We start from the raw sequence: 20,859 nt of genomic DNA on the forward strand, positions 1-20,859 counted from the left end.
CCCGCTTCTGGTCAAGACTCCCTCCGGATTTTCAGAGTCCGAAAGGCTGAAGGCTCCGATTTAGAATTCCCTTCATGTCGGCGATCAAGACTCCATAGTTTACAATAGGCACTTCCGCTTTTACAGAGGACGCTATTCTGTGCTTCATTTCTTTCGGATTCAGCATACATCCCCCACAGTGAACAATCAGATCATAGCCGCTTAAATCCTCCGGAAATGTGCTCCCGCTGGACGTCTCAAAGATGAGCTGCTTTCCTGTATATTCTGTAAGCCATCCGGGTATCTTGACCGTTCCGATATCATCGCACTGACGGTGATGGGTGCAGCCTTCCGCGATCAGGACCCTGGAACCGTCCTTTAAATGCTTGGCAGCCCTCGCTCCCCTCACTTCCTCCAAAAGATCCCCTTTGTATCTGGCAAAAAGGATCGAAAAAGATGTCAGAGGAATATCTTCCGGCACGATGGCGGCCACCTGTTCAAATGCCTGAGAGTCTGTAATAACCAGAGAAGGCTTTCTCCCAAGATGCTTAAGTGTGTGCTCCAGTTCAGATTCTTTGACTGCAACAGAGCAGGCATCATGCTCCAGAATATCCCGGATCGTCTGCTGCTGCGGAAGGATGAGCCGCCCTTTTGGAGCCGCCGAGTCGATGGGCACGACAAGAACCACAAAGTCTCCCGGCGAGATCAGGTCGCCCACGATCTGTCTTGGTTGTTCTTCTTCTGGGAGAAGCTTTCCGATAGCCTCTTTCAGCTCAAAGATGCCTTCTTTTGTCACCGCGCTGACAAAGCAGGTATGATCGTTATCTTCTGCCCTGTCTCTGCCTGCCAGATCCGTCTTGTTATATACGATCAGATAGGGCAGCTTTCTCTCCCTGATCAGATCAAGGATTCCCTGTTCAAACTCCGTAAGGCCTGTTTTCGCATCCGCTATGACCAGGGCGATGTCTGTCTTTCTCAGCACTTCTTTCGCCTTCTTCACCCTCTTTTCTCCCAGTTCACCCTCATCATCCAGCCCAGGGGTGTCGATCATCACAACCGGTCCCAGGGGCAAAAGTTCCATTGCCTTGCAGACCGGATCTGTGGTCGTACCTTTCACGTCTGAAACAATCGCCAGCTCCTGACCGGTCAATGCATTAACTATGCTGGATTTTCCTGCGTTTCTCCTTCCAAACAATGCGATATGAATTCTGTCTCCTCTCGGCGTCTCGTTTAAACCCATCGTCTGTCTCCTTTATCTCTTTCTTCGTCGGCTGATTTCTTTTTCAGTATATACCACCGGATGTTTTGAATCAATAGAACAAAAATAATAAAAGGCCGAACAGTCTTATGCTGTCCCGCCTGTTACCTTATATCTTTATTGGTTTTGCGCCTACCGCAGCAGCAGCGGGAGCATGGCGCCTCCCAGGCTGTATACCACGATCGTGACCGGCCTCCCCAGAAAAAGAATCGTTAAAAACTTTCTCCATGACATATCCGTAAGCCCCGCCAGCATACACAGTACATCATCCGGTGCACACGGAAGAAGGATCGCAGCTGTAAACACAACGTCAAACTTTTTTCCGGTCAAAAACTTTTTCCTGGTCTTTTCATATGTCTCATCGTTTACAAAAAGCCTGATGAATTTTTCTCCGTATCGTCTTGCCAGGTAAAAATTAATGCAGGAACCGATGAGTATCCCGACAGCACTGTATAAAAAACCATACCAGGGTCCGAAAAAGACGACTCCTGCCAGACAGGTCAGTCCTCCCGGAATCACCGCTATGACAACCTGTGCGATCTGGATCACAATAAACAGAAGCGGTCCCCAAAAACTGCTCTGCCGTATAAACAGTTCCAGCTGATCTCTGTTTGTAAAAATTCCTTTTTGATAACCGTAAACTGAAAATATGATCAACGCTCCGATCAACACCAGAGTTGTGAAATTTGTCGCTTTTTTTACTGCTTGTCTGCTCATAAACTGACACCGCCTTTCTTTTACTATCTCTATCATAGCGGACAGTTCTGAAATCCGGCAGACAAATACATAACAAAATTCTTACAATTCTATCGGATCAGCTATGAACTATACTTCTCTATCACAGCCGCAGCTTTTTTAATCTCCTCTGTATCGGTGACAAAACGTTCATACTCACTCATCATCGGCAGTCCCATGCTGACATCCGGTTTTCGGTATTCCATCCCGCTCTGAACCGTCTTCTTGCCAGACATATGGAATGCCTGAAAAGGAGCTTCTTTTAAAAACTCTTCGATCACAGCTGCGTTAACTCCTGATCCGACCATAACTGTGATATCTTTTCCTGCCACTTCCAGAAGGCTTTTCAGAAGTTCCTTTCCATCAGTACAGCAATTTTTCTGCCCGGATGTAAGTACGGCGTCAATGCCCAGTTCAATCGCCTGGACCATCGCCTCATAGGGATTCACACACATATCAAATGCCCTGTTCAGTGTGACGGACATCCCCATCGTCTTCTGCATCAGGCTTTCCATACGTCTCATATCCAGCCGTCCGTCTTTTGTAAGGCATCCAAACACCACGCCGTCTGCCCCAAGTTCCCTGAAATGGTGGATCTCACTTTTCATGAGAGAAAACTCATCATCAGTGTATAAAAAATCTCCGAACCTTGGCCGGATGAGCACATGGACTGGGATGTCGAGCCGTATCTTGATCATTTCCAATAATTTAGGACTGGGTGTGATCCCGCCGATCATCAGGTCAGCGCAGAGTTCAAGCCTCTTTGCCCCTGCCTCTTTTGCTGCCCTTGCGGACTCAAAAGAGTCTACACAACATTCCAACATAATCTCTCCCATAGTCATTACCTCCTAGAAAAACGACAGCTGTTCTGCCTCAAACTGGGCATTTTTTTCTTTTATAATGCTTCTGAAATCCGTTTGGACTTCATACTTGGTGCGGACCTCCGAAATCCTTTGAAATAAATCTTTTTTATAATCCTTATATTCTTTTCCATAACTGAACAGCCTGGTCAGACGTTGTTCATACTGCGGAAATTCTTCTCTTACAAAGTTAAAAAATACGGCCCGGGTTGGTCCCTTTAAATTCAAATTCGATGTGATCAGATAATGGATATCTCTCTGTTTTGTCTCAGAAAATACAGCCTCCAGATTCTCTCTGGTGCTTGTAATGTCTGGAATAACAGGCATCATATGGACACCCGTGGACGCATTTGTCTTTCGAAATTCACTGAGAACATCAAACCTCCGTGAGGAAGAAACCCCTCCCGGCTCCAATACGCTCCTTATGTCTTCGTCCATGGTGGTGACCGTCGCCGCAATGTTTACGTAGGCTACTCTGGATAACTGATCGATCAGGTCATAGTCTCTCAATATTAAATCAGACTTTGTAGAAATGATAGCCGGATTCTCAAATCGGATCAAAAGCTTTAAAAGCTCCGGCATGATCCTGTACTGCTCCTCTGCCGGCTGGTAATTGTCTGTCACGCCTCCAAGGTTAATAACCTGATGATCCCAGTTCCTGCTCTTTAACTGGCGTTCCAGCCGCTCTGCTATGTTCGTCTTGACAAAAATCTCATGATAGAAATCATCCGACTCCATATATTGATGGGAATAAAGAGCGAAGCAATACTGGCAGCGGTGGGCACATCCCCTGTATATATTCAAATCCCAGTGGTAAGGAAATCTTCCGCGGACCCGGTTGCAGGCCGCGGAACATTGAATCTCTCTGTATTCGTTCTCCTGCACTTTTCCGGTCATCCCATAAGAAAATCCAGAATGTTCATACCTTCTGAAGTCTGGCTCTTATATAACTCGGTAAATCCGCAGCGGGTACAGCTGATGGTAATAAACTTTTTATTCTGTATATCAAAAATCTTGGCAAAATTCCCTCCGGTGGCCTGAAACTGATCATGTTCATAGGAGTTGCATCCGCATTTGGGACAGACAAACTGTCTTCTCTCAATATTTTGATCCATAATTAATGCTCCCTTCAAAGCTTTTCTAATTATTTCTTACTATCTATTATAGTAAAAAAACAGGTTCGCGTAAACAAAAAAACTCTCAGAAGATATGTCTGTATACAGATCATATCTCCTGAGAATCTATCATACATTATAAAGCCTAGCTTCTGGCTCTTTCTTCCAATAAAGCTTTTACTTCTGCTTCTGTTGTCAGCTGCATAACTTCCTCTGCCAAAGCTTTTGCTTCGTCCATAGTCCATAAGGACATTACTTTTCTTGTGGCAAGGATCGCAGTTGCACTAACAGAGAATTCGTTCAGTCCGAATGCAAGAAGTACCGGTACGAGCAGCGGATCGCTGGCAGCTTCACCGCACATACCAGCCATAATACCCTCTTTATTTGCAGCCCCGATGATGTTCTTTATTGAACGGAGTACTGCCGGGTTATATGCTGAGTACAGGTAAGCCACGTCAGAGTTTCCTCTGTCAGCCGCCATAGTATATCCTGTCAGGTCGTTGGTACCGATGCTGAAGAAATCTGCTTCTTTTGCCAAAATGTCGGCAATTAAGCTTGCAGCAGCAGTTTCCATCATAACGCCGACTTCTACGTCTTTGTTATATGCAATGCCTTCTGCGTCTAATTCTCCTTTGATTTCTTCAAGCAGTGCTTTTACAGCACGGAGTTCGTCCACACATGTTACAAGCGGAACCATGATGCGGATCTTTCCGAATGCACTGGCTCTCAATAAAGCTCTCAGCTGAGGTCTGTAAATGTCAGGACGTTTCAGGCAGAAACGCACTGCACGGAAACCAAGGAACGGGTTTTCCTCTGTCTCTAATCCGAGATAAGGAAGTGCCTTGTCTCCTCCGATATCCAGAGTACGGATGATCACAGGTTTTCCTTCCAGAGTCTCTGCAACTGTTTTGTATGCTTTGAACTGTTCTTCTTCGGTAGGAACGCTGTCACGGTCCATGAATAAGAACTCTGTACGGAACAGTCCCACACCTTCTCCGTCGCACTCAACAACTCTTGCAGCCTCGTCCGGCCCGCCGATATTGGCAACCAGTTCAACTACACGTCCGTCAGCAGTCTGAGACGCCTGTCCGATGAACTTGGACAGAGCCGCTTTCTCTTCCAGATATGCCGCTTTCTTAGCCTTGTAATCTTCCAGGACAGAATCTTCAGGATTTACATATGCTTCTCCTGTCGCTCCGTCTAATACGACAACATCTCCGTCTTTAACGATGGAAACGATATTCTCAACACTAAGTACTGCCGGGATCTCCATGGAACGGCAGATGATCGCAGAGTGGGAAGTCTTGCCTCCGATCTCTGTCAGTACACCCTCGACATTGGCCGGGTTGATGCCGGCAGTCATGGACGGGGTCAAATCTTCCGCAACCAGGACAGTTCCTTCCGGAACAGCGCTGATATCTACTTCCTCGATCCCTAATAAGATCTTGATTAATCTTGTTTTAATATCTCCTAAGTCAGATGCTCTCTGTTGGGTCAATTCATCTTCAGCCATGGCAAAAATCTGTGCAAAGAAATCACATGCTTCCTCGACGGCAGCTTCCGCATTGATCTTTTCGTCATCGATCTTCGCATCGATCTGCTCTTTGATCGCAGGGTCCTGGATCATGAGGATATGTCCCTCCAGAATCTCAGATTCCTGTTCTCCGGCAGTCACCTTCATGGCTTCCACCATCTTGGTTGTCTTATCGATGAACACTTCGATCGCTTCGCTTAATCTTTTCTTTTCTGCTTCGGCGTCTGTAATTGTCTCCTTTTTGTAATCCAGGCTCTGTTCCTTTATCACAACAACTTTACCGATGCCGATTCCCGCAGATGCTCCAATACCTTTATACATATGCCACCTGTCCCCTTTGTAAAATGAGATTAATTATTCACCTAAACCAGATTCAATTAATTCTGTCGCATGAGCTAAAGCTGCTTCCTCATCAGGACCTTCACATACAAGTTCAATCTCTGAACCACATTTGATACATGCTCCGATGATGTTCAGAAGACTCTTTGCATTGATCTTCTTGTCCTCGAAAACGATGGTGACATCAGATTCAAACTTTGTTACTGCCTTTGCTAAAACTCCTGCCGGTCTCATGTGTAATCCCTGCTCGTTTTCAATTACAAACTTCTTAGATACCATAATAAAATCTCCTTCATTCTGTAAATTTTAGTTAATAAATGACGGACTGAGCTGAAAAAAACAAAAAGACCCCTTAATAAATGCGCGAATCTCAGCTTACATCTATCAAAAAGGTCTTGCCTGCATTACCAGTCACAATCCAATATTCAATGTCTAAATCTTATCAAAAACCCGTCCAAATGTCAACTGAAACCACAACAAATTCCTATTGGATGCCGGCTTCCAGGATCAGCCGTTTTACATAGATGATCAGGTACATTTTTTCATCTACGGACAGGGTATAGCCGTAATGTCCTTCAATATGCTCGACAATTTTCTGGCTGCATATATAAGCCTCCGGATATTTCTTCTGATTTCTCTCATAAAACTCCACATCATCCTCTTCATCTTCCACAGAATGTGACTCTCCGGATTTGATGCTGTTTTCCAGATATTCCAGATGCGTAATAAATCTTTGATAGGCAGGCAGCTCTGTCTTGAAACTGATCTCATAAAATTCCTGGATAATAGCGAGCACTTCCTGGATAAATGGACTTTTTTCCCGCTGATCCAGTGTAAAAATCTTCTCAATCTTTGTCTTGTCGAGTTCATCCCCTGCCTTTTTCCGGAATCCTATGCCCTTTCCCATGAGAATAACCTCATGGTTGTTCGTATCAAAGGTACTGACCACATTATTGTTAATCACTTTCTGTATAATCATACGTCCTCCTACACCATTCCTAAGATTTCTTTTGGTATATAAGCCTCCACGTAAATGCCGTCATCCCGGTATTCCTCTTTTATAAGCTGTCCGTGGTTTCTGATGGCCTGGATCTTTCCCGCCTCGTCATAACCGTATTTTTTCTCTAAATAAATTTTCTGTCTGCTCAGGACGTCTTCGATCACATTTAAGAGATCCCCGGTTCCTGTACCCTCTTTGGCGGAAATCATTACAGTTTCATCCGCATGGACATCCTTCAAAAGAATGCCTTTATCTGCCTGGTCTATCTTATTAAATGCCGTGATCACAGGCGTATCCTTGATGCCGAGCTGATTTAATGTCTCATAGACAGCCTCCATCTGCTGCTCCATACATGGATTGGAGCAGTCAACCACGTGAAGGATCACATCACTGTACTTAGCCTCTTCCAGTGTACTCTTAAATGCATCTACCAGATGATGCGGAAGCTTTCTGATAAATCCAACCGTATCCGTCATAAGGATGGTCTGCCCGCTGTTTAACACAACACTTTTTGTGGTGGGATCCAGTGTGGCAAACAGCTGGTCCTCTTCCAGGACTCCGGCATCCGTAAAGTAATTTAACAGCGTGGATTTCCCGGCATTGGTATAACCGACAATACAGACCACAGGTGTATGGTTTCTCTGCCGCTGCTTTCTCTGAACTTCCCTGTGTTTGATCACCCCGGAAAGTTCAGCTTTTAAATGGGATATCCGTGTGCGGATCAGACGCCTGTCCATCTCAAGCTTCTTTTCCCCCGGCCCTCTCGTGCCGATACCGCCGCCTAGCCTTGAAAGGCTTACTCCCTTTCCGGTCAGCTTTGTGGCGCGGTATCTGAGCTGGGCCAGCTCCACCTGGATCTTTCCCTCTTTTGTCCGGGCACGCTTAGCGAAAATGTCCAGGATCACCAGTGTCCGGTCCATCACCTTGATATCCAATATCTGTGAGAGATTTGCAAGCTGTGCCGGTGAAAGCTCATCGTCACACACAATACCGTCTGCCTCTGTCTCAAATAAAAGATCCCGGATCTCCTCTATCTTACCTTTTCCCACATAAGTACCGGGGTGGACCTGTTCTCTGGCCTGGAGAATGCTTCCTTCCACTAAAGCTCCTGCAGTCCTTGTAAGTTCTTCTAACTCTTCCAGGGATTCCTCGGCTTCCCTGGGTTCTCCCAGACACACACCCACCAGTATCACTCTTTCTTTTTTCTGCTCCAGTATTTCTTCCATTCTGTTCCTTTCCTGCCGCTTTGCTTCTAACACTCAAATTTTAAATATTTTTCACAGCCATCGTCAATGCTTTTTCCTTTGGAGTCATTTCCTGTTCCCCTTTTTCATACAGCGTCTGCTTCTTTTTCTTTTCTTCCTGCTCTGTTTTATATTTTGAGATATCCATGCCAATATACTCAGAAGCGGTCCCATGGCTCCATTCCATTCCGGATCCTTCCGCCGACACAGCATCAATCACTTTTTTGTCCTTGTCTGCAGCAAGGATCACTATGTATTCTTTGTTAAAAACGGTTCCCTTACACAACCCAAACCCAATCTGATAATCTTTTCCATAGGTCTCCCTGAAATCTGCATACAGTTTTCTCACCTCATCTGACTGCTGCTTGATCATATAAGAATATCCGATAAATGCGAAAATTCCCACAATTATAATAATTCCTATCACTATTTCCATAATCATACATTACCTCTTCCCTTTTTATTTCTCCAAATGTAATCATTTACAAATTCCTTATATACTGAACGTAACTAAAACTATTCACTCTTTACCTGTGCACTTAAATATCATTCTAATCTTGCTTTTGTTTATGATTATAGAATAGAGGATTAAAAATAACAACATCTAATCCTTTGAAAACAGATATAACAGTCAATTTTATAACTACGTAGTTAGGCAAAATTCACAATCACCTAAATTATCTTTTTGTTTGTAGATTTCTTTCATTTCAAATATTACAAAAATTGAAAGTATAATTATAAACATTTACCATGTCTTAAGCCTAATAGAGGGATTACTTATTACATATATTAATATTCCATAAATTAATTTAATTAAATTTATTTTGTAACAACTTACAAATTTATTCTAATCTATTGCAATATTTCCCCATATCTCATATAATAGTAAAAAGACTGAATTATCCATTTAGTTGTTTTTTAAATTATTAACTATTATTCGTTTAGATTGAAGTGATGACAATGGTTTCACTTTAATAGATGAGCAGGTTTGAAGCTAACATCCGTGTCAGGGGAACAGACTCACTATGAAGCAACCATTTCTGGTTCAACAGGAGGTAACAGAACTATTACCTGATTGACACTAAGAACAATTATACCATGGGCTTTACTAAGCCTATTGAACAAATTTTATTTAGTTATCAAGGTACATTTAATGTATCTAAAAGATATTATACGAGGAGGTATCTCTATGAAAAAATTATATTTATTTATTATTCCTATTATTTCCTATATATTGGCATATATAATTACAGGTTTAGAAGATCAAATTCCATTATATTCTGAATCTGTTATTAAAATATATATTCTAAAGTATATTTTTATTATTTTGCTAGGTTTATTTATCTGCTTTTTTTCCAAACGTTTGCCATTTATTTTAAAGCACAATATGACAATTATATTATGTTTGCTTAGCATCTTCCTTCCTATTATTCTTTGGATTTACCTTATAAGAACTAATTTTGTCGGCAATTTTGATAATTATTTTTTAGTTTTCTTTCTTTATTTAGGGGGATATCTAAATACTATTATTTCTCACTTCACCAAGAAAGGAGATGCTTAAGGAAAATCTTACAGAACAAGATAGTAAAACGTTGTATAAGTACGGCCTGAAACATGGAAAGGTCAAAAACGAAGTTATGAAATTAGAAAATGGCGATAGCAAATATCTCCTAAAAACTTATGAAATTGAGGACAAGGAGCATAATTCTAAGATACTGACGGCTTCTACTGAAGACCTATCTCAAATTAAAGAGCAGGCATCATTAATCAAATTATTTCATAATAATGTTTATGCTGGTGATTATGGAGATGGCAAATGGGACAGGACCAGTAGCGTATACTTTACATTACGTATATATTTTACCACAAAAAGTACAACTGCGAGATTAGATCGAATTGTAGGAAAAGTAAAAAAACATGTTCAGCCCGGAGTAAGTGTTAAAACTAAAATTGTTTTTTTCCGAACTTTAAATCCAGCAGCTGGAGTAAATCAACAAAAAAACAAATATCCAACTTTGGAATTTGATTACAAAACAGGTTTTAAAAAATATGCGCCAAAGCATAGCTCTTCTTTTATCGGAGGTACTTGGCAAACAACCTTAAAACGTGGAAGTAGCTGGACTTGTTCTTTCCCCCTTTATTTATATAAATAACAATATAATCTTTAATACAATAGGGATGCTACAAATATAGTTTATAAGGGAATCATAAATAAAACCGACATATTTATGATTCCCTCATTTTTATATATGAAAATAGATTGATAAACTAAACAATTACTAAAGGTGCCACATTTAAACATGCGGCACCTATTTAAAAATAAATGCTATTCAAATATATTTTTGTTCTTATCCTCTGGTCTTTCCGCCGGCTACATTGATGGTCACACCGTGTACATAAGAAGATCTTTTGCTTGCCAGATATACACACATGTCTGCCACTTCGGAGAGCTTTCCGGATCTTCCGAGCGGTGTTGTTGACGTCTTGCTGTAGCCCGCTCTTAAGTCATCCACTGTGATCCCTCTTGTGTACGCCAGCGCTGATTCATACGCCAGTGTCCTTAACCCCGTTGCTTCCATGATCCCCGGTGCCACTCCTACCACGCGCACTCCCTGCTTTCCTAATTCCTTTGCCCAGCTCCTCGTCAGGGAATTCACTGCGTTCTTTGTCGCCGCGTACACGCTCTGTCCCTCGGACCCTTCCAGTCCGCTCTCTGAAGACATGTTGATGATGACTCCCTCTCCCTTTTCTACAAGAAGTCTTCCGACCGCCTGTGCACAGAAGAACACTCCCTTTAAATTGACGCTGCATACTTTATCCCATACTGCTTCGTCCAGTTCATACTGTCCTTTCGGCTCTTTCGGGTCTACCAGGAGTCTCGGGATATTGATCCCCGCGTTGTTTACCAGTACATCCACGGTTCCGAATGTATCCACCACTTCTTTTGCCATGGCATCCACTTCTTTTGCACTGGTCACGTCTGTCTTCACGTAATGGAACCTGCCGGCTGCAGTGTCAACCTCCGGCGCTTCCGGCGCCATGTCGGAAACAACCACATTGCATCCCACGTTTAAAAATTCCTGGGCAACTGCTTTCCCGATTCCGGATGCTCCGCCGGTTACGATGACTGTTTTGCCGTTAAGGCCCAACCATGATTCGTTCATAAAAAAATCCTCCAATTAAAAGCTTATTTTTCGTACTACATTCTGTTTGCTCTGATGCCGTAAAAATACATCTTATGATAAAAAGTTTTTTATCACTCATTGGAGGAGGGATTTTAAAATGAAACGAAAACCGTGATAAAAAACTTAAATCTTATCTTCCGCCACTGACTGCTCATGTTCTGTCAAGTTTTTGAAAGAGTCCCATTTTGTTGAGAACAGCAGCAGGAAAAGGCTGTCAATCACCGCCATGGCAGCCATTCTTGTAAAACTGACCTGGTCGTGGAATACCTGTTCCCTTGTTGCGGTCACCAGCGTATAGTCACTTGCCTCCGCAAGGGGTGACTTTGCCTGGTTGGTAATAGCCACCACTTTCACTCCGTTTTCTTTGGCAATATTAGCCATATTGAGCAGATGTCTGGAAGCTCCGGAGGCGGAAACAGCGATCATGACATCACCTTTTCTCATGGTCCTTGCATAAGCTTCCTGAGTCTCCCAAATGGTAGAGCCGACTGCAGGGATTCCGAGCTGATTGAACTTATAAGACCCGTCCAGCGCGATCGGGATCGTATTTCCCATGGCCGTGAACTCCACTACATTGGCGTTCAGTATCAGATCTATGATCTCCCTGAGCATCTTTCCGTCAATGCTGCTCAGAGTCTCTTTCAGTTCTTCCATCTTGCTGGCCATGATATTCATCAGTGACTGCTCGATATTGTCGATGCTGATCTCGTTAGAAAACTCATGGTTATCCTGTTCCCGCATCTCCTTCGCCATCTTGATCTTCAGATGGTGATAGCCGTTGCAGCCGATCTTCTTGCAAAAACGGACAATTGTCGCCTGGCTGGCCTCACATGCACCCGCCAGCTCCGAAACTGACATCTCAATCGCCTTTTCCTGATGGTTCATCAGATAATCCGCAACCTTCTTCTCGGCATCAAACAAGCTGTCATACGCGGAAAATATCTGATTCCTTACCGTTGCTTCCTTTGCCATAAAACTCTCCCTTTCAAATCTTTGGAGCGTTTTCTAAAAAGTATGCTTCTGCTTCTGCGCTCCATAAGTGACCATGTTTTTCAAGAATCGGACCGAGTCCTTCTTTTAATTTATTGTCACTTATTTCGCTGAGCTTGTCAACTTCGGTCAGCGGAAACTTCCTGTGCGTATAGACGACCTTTTTCCCTCCCCCAAGGTTCGGAAGCTGCTTCGTCGTTTCAGCCACCTGGTCGAGTCCAAGCACATGGGTTGCGATCTTTGCCACATTTACAGTCTTATTTTCGATCAGCTCGACAGACTGCTTCATATCATCCGTATTCCCTCCGCTTGTACCGATGAAATGTGTGGAATTATAATGTACATTGTAAAAATTCACAGGAGCCGTAAATCCGGTATCGGCAGGTCCGGAGAAGAAATTCAGGCATCCGTCGAAGGCCAGAAGCTTTTCTCCCTGGGTTACCATCTGCTCATTCGGTGCAAAGACAAAGACATCGTCAAAACCCCGTCCGTCTTCTGTTAATTCCCGCAAAGGCCCGCTGAAGTCTTCCATCTGTCCCGTATTGACGTAGACAAGTTTTATTCCCTGTTTTTCCGCCTCTTCTTCTGTATACAGCTTCCTCGCAAGATCCAGTTTAGACTCAGTCCTGCCGGTAACCGCTAACAATTTCGGTCTCTTCGGGCCGTGCAGCGCAAAGTCAATGGCCAGGAATCCCATGGGACCGGTAGCCCCTAAGATCGCCATATTTCCATTTTCTTTGACCCCCATGACATGTTCATAGCTGTACATTTTCTTGTGGTGGTACTGTGCGTTGAAAGCCCCCACCACACAGGACAGCGGTTCCACCAGGGAGCCTTCAAAGAAGGACTCCCCGTTGTATTTCAAAAGAGAACCGTTTTCCATGATCTGATTCATCAGTACGATCTTTGTTGCGTCTCCGCCTGCATAAGGATAGGAATAGCCCGGCGCGTATCCGTTTTTTGTCCCGATGTTCGGCTGGATCACAAACTTATCTCCTGCCTGATACCGGTCTTTCCACTTTTCTCCTACTTCAAGGATTACCCCGCAGAACTCGTGTCCCAGAATGATCGGATGCTCCTTGATATCTTCCGGCACCTTTTTATGTTTTTCGCCCTGTATCGCTGCCTTATAGCTGGACATGCACAGGCTGTCTGTCACAACCTCAGCAAGAATCTCATCCTCTTTGATCGGAGGAAGTTCAAATTCTTCCAGTCTTATATCTTCCTGTCCATACAGTCTTACTGCTTTTGTCTTCATTCTTCACTCCTCCCAGAGAATCTTTATGCTCCTAAAATGCCCAATCCATAGCCGATGATACCGACTGCAAATAAGATAAAGATGATCAGAATCGGGCTGATATTCTTCTTTAACAGACGGCATACAACTAAAGTCAAAACAAGTCCTAACAGTCCCGGCATAAGCTGGTCTAAAATATTCTGGACCGTTGTGACCGTTGTCTTTCCGTTTGCAGTGACTTTAGACACTACCAACGGCACATTAAGCGTGGTCCACTTTGAAACTAAAGCACCCATGACGAACAGTCCTAAGATGGAAGCACATTCTGTAACTTTCTGGAGCATGTTTCCTGCCAGATTCTTTACAAGATCCAGTCCCTTTTTGTAACCGAACTCCAATCCAAAGTATAAAGCGGCCAGACGGACAGCGTTAAAAAGTACAAAGAATAATACAGGTCCTAAAATATTTCCAGTCAATGCCATAGATGCACCGATCGCTGCTGTGATCGGACGAAGGGTTCCCCAGAAGATCGGATCGCCGACTCCGCACAGAGGTCCCATCAAACCGATTTTGATGCTTCCGATCGTTCCCTCGTCGATGTCTGCACCATTTGCCTTTGTCTCTTCCAAGGCCGCGGTTACTCCGAGTACCGGTCCGACACAGCCCGGTGTTACATTAAAGAAGGTCATGTGGCGCTTTAATGCTTCTGACTGTTCCTTTTTTGTGTGATAAAGCCGTTTGATGGCCGGCACCATGTCGAATGCAAATCCGAGAGCATGAATACGCTCAAAGTTGAAGGATGCCTGCTGGAAATTACTCCTTAAAAACATGCTGACACGGTCTTTTTTTGTCAATGTATTTTCTGTGTTCTTGATTTCTTCACTCATATCCTGTTTCCTCCCTTTTCCTAATCTAATTCGTCGTCTAAGTCGTCATCTAAACCTGCATCCATGGATGCCCCTCCTGCAGGAGCAGCGGCTGCCGGCACAGCTTTCGGCATATTGAATTTTGGATTTAGCTGTATGTAAATAAGCCCGAATACGATACCCATGATTCCAAAAGCAACTAAGTTGAAGTCTGTGAATGCCGCAATGACGAATCCAAGGAAGAAAAACGGCATAAGATATTTTGCTCCCATCATGTTCAGCACCATTGCATAACCAACGACTACGATGAATCCTCCGGCTACGGAAAGTCCTGTTGTGATCACGTCAGGGATCATGTTCAGCATACTCTGAACCCCTGTCGGGCTGACAACCATAGATACTAAAAGACATGGAACCGCAACACGAAGTGCCTGGACTGCAAGAGCAGTGATATGACAGATGTCAATCATCTTAAAGTTTGCATCCTCCGCATATTTATCTGCCGCATGCTGGAAGAAGATTGTGACGGTTCTTGCCAGCACGGTCAGCACCTGTCCTGCAACTGCAACCGGAAGGGCGATGGCAATTCCTGCAGATACAGACTGATTTCCTACGATAACGAGAATGGTAGAAATAACACTGGCAAGTGCAGAGTCCGGAGACTGTGCTGCTCCGATATTCATCCATCCGAGAGCGATCATCTCAAGAGTACCCCCAAGCATAACTCCGGTCTTCACATCACCGAGAATGATTCCCACCAATGTACATGCAATCAGTGGCCTGTGTGTCTGAAAAGAATCCAGCACACTTCCCATTCCTACGATACAAGATACGATAAACAGCAATACAATTTGAATTCCTGATAATCCCATAATAGTTCCTCCCTTTTCATTCCTCTATCAGATTTTAGTCATTAAGTCGATTCTGTTGTCTGTAGCTACCGGACGAATTTCCAGTTCTACGCCTCTCTCATGCATTTTGCGGAAAGCATCCTTATCGCTTTCATCCACAGAAACAGCTTTTGTAATCTGTTCTTTCCCTGTTTTGAAAGCCATTCCTCCGATGTTGACGCTTGTGATCGGCACACCGCCTTCGATCATCCTTAACACATCCTGAGGACATGTAAACAATAAAAACACTGTGTCGTTTTCATATTTAGGATTGTTGTAAACACGGATTGCTTTGGCGATATCAACTACGCTGACTTTGATTCCCGGAGGTCCCACCTGTAAAAGCAGGGTCTTTCTGATATCATCCTTTGCCACCTCATCACTGCACACGATGATTCTTTCCGCATTTGCCTCTTTTGCCCAGACAGTTGCGACCTGTCCGTGGATCAGTCTGTCGTCGATCCTGCATAAATTAATCTTCATTATAATTCATCCTCCTCTTCTTCCTCTTTTTGTTGTTTTAATAAACTTCTGCATGATTTTATGTAAGTGTCTTTTCCAAGTTTGTCATACACTTCCCATGGACGGATCTCTTTGCATGTCTCTCTGATGCCAACCACATCAAGGAGCATCGGAAGGCTCAGTCCGGAAATCACATCTGTGTTTTCAGTCTGTGCTGTGATCTGAAATGCCGCATTATATGGGCTTCCTCCGAACAGATCCACCAAAAACAGTACATCTTCTCCCTCTGTCATACATTCCTCGTACTTTTGTTTCAGATCGTCGGCATTTTCACCAGGAACGAAGGTAACAGCTTCAGCATTTTCAATTCCGCCGAAAACCATATTCGCTGAATTGACCACTTCCTGTGCCAGTTGCCCGTGGGCAGCGATGATCAGTTTCATACTTATCCTCCTTCAAAGTAACTTTATTTTGTTTCATTATTTTTTGCGAAACTTTATTTTATGTATATATTTTAAATACAAAATTTTATTTTGTCAATATATTTTTCAAGAAACAAAACTTTATTTCGCACAAATTTTCTTAACAAAATTTGTTGCTTTTGCATAACAAAGTGGGCAAATCCAATTCAACGCCCCCAACCCCTCAATCTTTAAAGGACTTGACAACTTTGTATGACAGATGCAAAACGTTTTTATTTCATAGGGAAGGTCAGAGAACTTCCCTATGAAATAAAAAAAGAGTTCCGTAAATGGAACTCTTGATTTCTGCCCTGCAGACAAAGTGTACTATCTGGTTTCTAAAAAAGTAGCTTCTTTTTTTCCTTTTTCATCGTCCGGATAGGCTTTTACATATTCTTTTGCATAATGGTATGCTGTTTTAAAATCAAATTTAGCTTCATAAAGGCTGATCCTTGCAAACATCAGCTCTTTTTTCTTGGTGGTAAGATTCTGCTTCAAAGCTTCACTTACAACAGAAAGTCCTTCATCGTACTTCTTCTGCTTCGCAAGAATACTATACTTGGCATAATAACTTTCTCCTTCTGAGGGAAGAGAACGTATCCCTTCACTGCAGACCTCCAGTGCCTGTTCTTCGTGTTCTAATCCCACGTAACAAAGTGCTTTCCATTCATAAGCCCTGCCCTGCGGCTTTTTCTCTATGATCCGGTCATAAATGCGAATGGCATCTTTATAACGCTTCAGCCGGCAGAGAGCTTCCGCCTGATAAAACATCACATCATTTTTCTGGTTTGTCCACAAAAGAGTCTTTTTACTGCCTGCTTTTTCAAATGCTTCATACGCTTTCTGGTATTCACCCTTGGAGAGCAGCTCAATTCCGTCATTTGCCGTAAGTTTCTGAGTCACATACTCATATCCGAGAAATCCCGCACCGCCGACGACAATAACCAGCACCGCGATCAGGACTGCTTTTAATTTCTTATCCATGTCATATTCTCCTTTTCACTTCAAGTCATTTAGATTTTAACACAACACGTCCGAAAATTCATGAGTTTTTTATCACTATTTCCGTCACGCTTTGAAATGCGCTCCTCCAATAGTGATAAAAAACGATCGTTGAATGGCTTCTTTTGTTCGATGGATACTTCTGGAGAGGCTTTCATAAAAGTCAGAAAATCTTACATCTCTGAGACAGCAATCCGGAAAACTGTCCAAAATGTCATCTTTTATTGCCGTCTTCTTACAGCATTCTGTATATCTTCAGTTTTTTTCTTCTTATAGCTGTATTTCCGGTATAAAAGGACTGCTGCCAGAGCCGCTGCCGCCTCTGCTGCCGGAAAAGAAGCCCAAATTCCATTGATCCCCATGCGAGAAACCAGAAATAAAGAAAGAACCGGAATGATGAAAAACTGTCTCAATGTAGACACGGCCAGAGATGCACTCCCTTTTCCCAGCGCCTCAAAGACACCGGAATACACTACTCCCACAGCAGAAAACAGGAAACCAATGCTGATGATCCTAAATGCCATGATTCCCATCTTAAGAAGCGTACCCCCTGCGTGGAACAATCCCATGATCTGCACAGGAAAAACAACAAATAAGACGGTTCCTGCGGCCATAATCCCACCGGTGACAAGAAGACTGTCCCTAATCATCTCTTTCACTCTGTCATCTCTTCCTGCCCCGCAGTTAAAACTGATGATGGGCCTCATCCCCTGGATCAGACCGTTGGACGGCATGTAGATGAAGGTCTGTACTTTAAAATAAATGCCTAGTACTGCAATCCCCACTTCTGAAATTCCAGCCAGTATCCCGTTCAGGATCGAGATCAATATGGACGGCAGAGACATGGTGATGGCTGACGGAACTGCTACCATATAAATTTTTTTCAGCAATTCTCTGTCAAATGCAAATCCTCCAAACCGGATATGGATGGTATGTTCTCTCCGAAACAGCAGAAAAACAGCGAGCAGACAGGCGCTCCACTGTCCGATCACCGTAGCGATGGCTGCACCGGCCACTCCCATTTTGGGAAAGATGCCCCATCCAAAGATGAACAGGGGATCTAAGATAATATTGATCAGTGCACCCATGCCCTGGAGGAACATCGGCACCTTCATGTTTCCCATGGCCTGAAAAATCTTTTCGATCGATATGTGAACAAGGGAACCGGCAGACAGCAGCACGACAATATATGTATACTGGCTGCTAAGAGCCAGAACTTCCGGGTCCTTTGTAAACATTCCAAGATATGCACGGATTCCCATAAGGCCGGATGCGATAAAAACTAATGCATGAAGACCGGCCAGCACCAGTCCGTGGACAGCTGCCTGATCTGCTCTTTTGGTATCCCCTGTTCCGTGACTCATGGCAATACAGGCATTAACGCCTACTCCCAGTCCTACACCGACGGATAAGATGAGGTTTTGCAGCGGATAGGCCAATGAGATGGCTGTAATGGCATTCACACCAAGCCTGGCTGCAAACATACTGTCTACGATATTGTAAAGCGACTGGATCATCATTGAGATCATAGGAGGCACGGCCATAGAAATCAGCAGAGGAAATACCTTTTTCGTACCCATTGGGTTTGCAATAGTATCCATAATTTCTCCTTTCCATGTAAAAAAGCTATATATTTTTCTGTTTGTGATCAGAAACAGAAAAATATATAGCTTTTTTACAGCAGGGACAGAATAGCATATAGTAAAAGAAGCTGTCAAGCATGAAACAAAAAAAACAAATGAAAATCCTTCTCCGACTTTTTATCTGTGCCTGTACATTCATGGGAAATTATACCCGGAACAGCTTTATCTTTTGTATGTGCTGCTATTTTAATTTTACTGCTCCGGGTATAATGCTCCACTTAGGAATTATATTACATTTGGATTGATTGAACAAGAACTAAGAGAAATAAATTTAGTATCCCCTAAATGAAAAAGTAACTTCCACTTTTTTATAACGGTTGACGCTCTTGCTATATCCGCTACTGTTTCCCCTGAAACAGGAATAATCACTTCACTTCATTTCCTTTACTAAAAATGGCACCATTTTTACCTCTGAAAAATGATATCTTATTATATTTCTACCCCTAATATTTTAAGCTGCTCTGCAATTTCCCTTTCCAACTGCTCAATTTCTTTATTATCTTCCTCTATTTGCTTGATTACCTCCTGCAAATCAATAGGTTCTTCTTCCTCAAAGGTATCTACATACCTTGGAATATTTAGATTGTACTCATTTTCCTTTATTTCTTCATTAGATGCAACATGGGCATACTTATCGACATCTTTACGTGCCCGGTATGTTTCTAAAATTTTATTTATATTTTCATCACTGATGTAGTTTTGATTTTTCCCTTTTTCAAACTCTTTGCTGGAGTCAATAAACAATACATCCTTCTTTTTCCTGTTTTTCTTTAACACCAATATAATTGTCGGGATACTTGTCCCATAAAACAGGTTAGGAGGCAATCCAATTACAGTATCCAAGTAATTTTTTTCAATAATTGCCTGCCTGATTTTCCCCTCTGCCGCTCCTCTGAACAAAACTCCATGAGGAAGGACAATCGCCATTGTACCACTACTGTTAAGATGGTAAATACTGTGCAATACAAATGCAAAATCTGCTTTAGAGGCCGGTGCGAGTTTTCCGTATTCGTTAAATCTTGCATCCTTTAATTTCGTTTTTCTATTATCCCATTTTGCGGAGTAAGGTGGATTAGCTACCACGGCGTCAAAACTTCTTGGCTGATCAATACCCTTTTCGTCCGGACCGTCCGGCCAGTCTGCTTCCAATGTGTCTGCATTATTTAAATTCATATTGTTAAACGAAACACCATGCATCATCAAATTCATTCGAGCCAGATTATAAGTTGTTGTATTCAGTTCCTGCCCATAAAATTTAACTGCTCCCGGCCGATTACCGCCTGCTAATTCATCACGAACCGTCAATAGTAAAGAACCAGATCCCATAGCCGGATCATATACGGTAAAAGTCTTGTCCGATTCAGCAATACCGTCTGTCACTATTTTTGCTAAGATTTTGCTGACTTGATGCGGTGTATAGAATTCGCCGCCCTTTTTGCCTGCGCTGGCTGCAAATTGTCCGATAAGATATTCGTATACTTCACCTAAGATATCTTTCCCATCATCACTTTTATATTCCAGACTATCCACCAATTTCACAATATTGTTTAATGATTTAGCGCGCGCTGTTGTGGAACTTCCAAGTCTTGAATCCCCCAGATTTATATCGTTAAATATACCCCTGAAGTCCCTGGAAGCCTCTATATTTAATTCAGCATTTCTATTAAAATTGTCAAATATAGTCTGATAATCACTGGGGATAATCTGAGCCTCATCGATCTTATAATTTAAAGATGCCCATGTGTCCTCTGGTTCAATAGCATATCCTAAGCTGGAAGAAATATCCTCCAGATAATCTGGCAAATCATCTCCTGATGCCTGTTCCTTATATGCTTCGTTAATAGTCTGTCCCGGGGCTATATCAATGATATCGTATCTTGCTAAATACTTTTCTTGATGCTCTGACAAATAGCGGTAAAACATAAATGCAAGGATATAATTTTTGAATTCTGCTGCGTCCATATTGCCCCTAAGTTCATTTGCCATTGCCCATAATTTATTTGATATTGTCTGAATATTGTTATTTGACATTTTTTCTTCCTTTTCTTCTATTTCTCCT

At 42.9% G+C, this 20,859-nt stretch carries 22 protein-coding genes; 2 read left to right on the forward strand and 20 right to left on the reverse strand.

What is annotated here, in order from left to right:
* Positions 1 to 31 precede the first annotated feature (31 nt).
* From hydF to P8F77_RS12705, 10 genes are all read right to left on the reverse strand, one after another.
* On the reverse strand, positions 32 to 1,219 hold the full coding sequence (gene hydF, locus P8F77_RS12660) for a [FeFe] hydrogenase H-cluster maturation GTPase HydF (protein WP_270430321.1): 1,188 nt from the start codon (positions 1,217 to 1,219) through the stop codon (positions 32 to 34).
* Positions 1,220 to 1,369: 150 nt separating this feature from the next.
* Positions 1,370 to 1,954 (reverse strand): TVP38/TMEM64 family protein, encoded by a 585-nt coding sequence (locus tag P8F77_RS12665; RefSeq protein ID WP_270430320.1) that lies wholly within the window; start codon positions 1,952 to 1,954, stop codon positions 1,370 to 1,372.
* A 101-nt stretch (positions 1,955 to 2,055) separates the two neighbouring features.
* Positions 2,056 to 2,808, reverse strand: coding sequence for a copper homeostasis protein CutC (locus P8F77_RS12670; RefSeq protein ID WP_270430319.1), 753 nt, complete (start codon positions 2,806 to 2,808; stop codon positions 2,056 to 2,058).
* 12 nt (positions 2,809 to 2,820) lie between these two features.
* Positions 2,821 to 3,729 (reverse strand): radical SAM protein, encoded by a 909-nt coding sequence (locus P8F77_RS12675; protein WP_024726946.1) that lies wholly within the window; start codon positions 3,727 to 3,729, stop codon positions 2,821 to 2,823.
* A complete protein-coding gene (locus tag P8F77_RS12680) occupies positions 3,726 to 3,947 on the reverse strand; it encodes a zinc ribbon domain-containing protein (protein ID WP_148458956.1) in 222 nt (73 codons plus the stop codon). The genes P8F77_RS12675 and P8F77_RS12680 overlap by 4 nt, the downstream gene beginning before the upstream one ends.
* A gap of 145 nt (positions 3,948 to 4,092) precedes the next feature.
* Positions 4,093 to 5,802 carry a phosphoenolpyruvate--protein phosphotransferase gene (gene ptsP / locus P8F77_RS12685; protein ID WP_024726944.1) on the reverse strand — a complete coding sequence of 570 codons (1,710 nt, stop codon included), beginning with the start codon at positions 5,800 to 5,802 and terminating at the stop codon, positions 4,093 to 4,095.
* 33 nt (positions 5,803 to 5,835) lie between these two features.
* Positions 5,836 to 6,099 carry an HPr family phosphocarrier protein gene (locus tag P8F77_RS12690; RefSeq protein WP_006568975.1) on the reverse strand — a complete coding sequence of 88 codons (264 nt, stop codon included), beginning with the start codon at positions 6,097 to 6,099 and terminating at the stop codon, positions 5,836 to 5,838.
* 205 nt (positions 6,100 to 6,304) lie between these two features.
* Positions 6,305 to 6,799, reverse strand: a complete 495-nt coding sequence (locus P8F77_RS12695; RefSeq protein WP_024726943.1) for a CAT RNA binding domain-containing protein — start codon at positions 6,797 to 6,799, stop codon at positions 6,305 to 6,307.
* A gap of 8 nt (positions 6,800 to 6,807) precedes the next feature.
* Positions 6,808 to 8,046, reverse strand: a complete 1,239-nt coding sequence (gene hflX, locus P8F77_RS12700) for a GTPase HflX (RefSeq protein WP_287519053.1) — start codon at positions 8,044 to 8,046, stop codon at positions 6,808 to 6,810.
* A 40-nt stretch (positions 8,047 to 8,086) separates the two neighbouring features.
* Positions 8,087 to 8,500 (reverse strand): transcriptional regulator GutM, encoded by a 414-nt coding sequence (locus P8F77_RS12705; RefSeq protein WP_347256142.1) that lies wholly within the window; start codon positions 8,498 to 8,500, stop codon positions 8,087 to 8,089.
* 753 nt (positions 8,501 to 9,253) lie between these two features.
* Here P8F77_RS12705 and P8F77_RS12710 point away from each other — a divergent pair.
* Entirely contained in the window at positions 9,254 to 9,625 is a 372-nt protein-coding gene (locus P8F77_RS12710) for a DPCD protein (protein ID WP_095143020.1), read from the forward strand.
* A 76-nt stretch (positions 9,626 to 9,701) separates the two neighbouring features.
* Positions 9,702 to 10,217, forward strand: a complete 516-nt coding sequence (locus P8F77_RS12715; RefSeq protein WP_347256143.1) for a hypothetical protein — start codon at positions 9,702 to 9,704, stop codon at positions 10,215 to 10,217.
* Positions 10,218 to 10,412: 195 nt separating this feature from the next.
* Here P8F77_RS12715 and P8F77_RS12720 read toward each other — a convergent pair whose 3' ends face one another.
* The 10 genes from P8F77_RS12720 to P8F77_RS12765 form a co-directional block, all read right to left on the reverse strand.
* Positions 10,413 to 11,228: an SDR family oxidoreductase gene (locus P8F77_RS12720; RefSeq protein ID WP_347256144.1), complete on the reverse strand. Its 816-nt coding sequence runs from the start codon at positions 11,226 to 11,228 to the stop codon at positions 10,413 to 10,415.
* A gap of 144 nt (positions 11,229 to 11,372) precedes the next feature.
* On the reverse strand, positions 11,373 to 12,221 hold the full coding sequence (locus tag P8F77_RS12725) for a MurR/RpiR family transcriptional regulator (RefSeq protein WP_024726937.1): 849 nt from the start codon (positions 12,219 to 12,221) through the stop codon (positions 11,373 to 11,375).
* A 13-nt stretch (positions 12,222 to 12,234) separates the two neighbouring features.
* The gene (locus P8F77_RS12730) at positions 12,235 to 13,497 is read right to left on the reverse strand and encodes a zinc-binding dehydrogenase (protein WP_024726936.1); all 1,263 of its coding nucleotides are present in this window, start codon (positions 13,495 to 13,497) and stop codon (positions 12,235 to 12,237) included.
* A 23-nt stretch (positions 13,498 to 13,520) separates the two neighbouring features.
* Positions 13,521 to 14,363: a PTS system mannose/fructose/sorbose family transporter subunit IID gene (locus P8F77_RS12735; protein ID WP_287519907.1), complete on the reverse strand. Its 843-nt coding sequence runs from the start codon at positions 14,361 to 14,363 to the stop codon at positions 13,521 to 13,523.
* A gap of 20 nt (positions 14,364 to 14,383) precedes the next feature.
* Positions 14,384 to 15,214 (reverse strand): PTS mannose/fructose/sorbose transporter subunit IIC, encoded by an 831-nt coding sequence (locus P8F77_RS12740; RefSeq protein ID WP_024726934.1) that lies wholly within the window; start codon positions 15,212 to 15,214, stop codon positions 14,384 to 14,386.
* Between the two features lie 27 nt (positions 15,215 to 15,241).
* Entirely contained in the window at positions 15,242 to 15,715 is a 474-nt protein-coding gene (locus P8F77_RS12745) for a mannose/fructose/sorbose PTS transporter subunit IIB (RefSeq protein WP_024726933.1), read from the reverse strand.
* Positions 15,715 to 16,137, reverse strand: a complete 423-nt coding sequence (locus P8F77_RS12750; protein ID WP_024726932.1) for a PTS sugar transporter subunit IIA — start codon at positions 16,135 to 16,137, stop codon at positions 15,715 to 15,717. Before P8F77_RS12750 ends, P8F77_RS12745 begins: the two co-directional genes overlap by 1 nt.
* Positions 16,138 to 16,482: 345 nt before the next feature.
* Positions 16,483 to 17,139 (reverse strand): tetratricopeptide repeat protein, encoded by a 657-nt coding sequence (locus P8F77_RS12755; RefSeq protein ID WP_287519904.1) that lies wholly within the window; start codon positions 17,137 to 17,139, stop codon positions 16,483 to 16,485.
* A 239-nt stretch (positions 17,140 to 17,378) separates the two neighbouring features.
* Complete coding sequence (locus P8F77_RS12760) at positions 17,379 to 18,758, reverse strand: MATE family efflux transporter (RefSeq protein ID WP_287519902.1); 1,380 nt, start codon at positions 18,756 to 18,758, stop codon at positions 17,379 to 17,381.
* Between the two features lie 471 nt (positions 18,759 to 19,229).
* Positions 19,230 to 20,831 carry a type I restriction-modification system subunit M gene (locus tag P8F77_RS12765; protein WP_287519900.1) on the reverse strand — a complete coding sequence of 534 codons (1,602 nt, stop codon included), beginning with the start codon at positions 20,829 to 20,831 and terminating at the stop codon, positions 19,230 to 19,232.
* Positions 20,832 to 20,859 lie beyond the last annotated feature (28 nt).

This window comes from Anaerostipes sp. PC18, assembly GCF_039789045.1.
Classification (GTDB): domain Bacteria; phylum Bacillota; class Clostridia; order Lachnospirales; family Lachnospiraceae; genus Anaerostipes; species Anaerostipes hominis.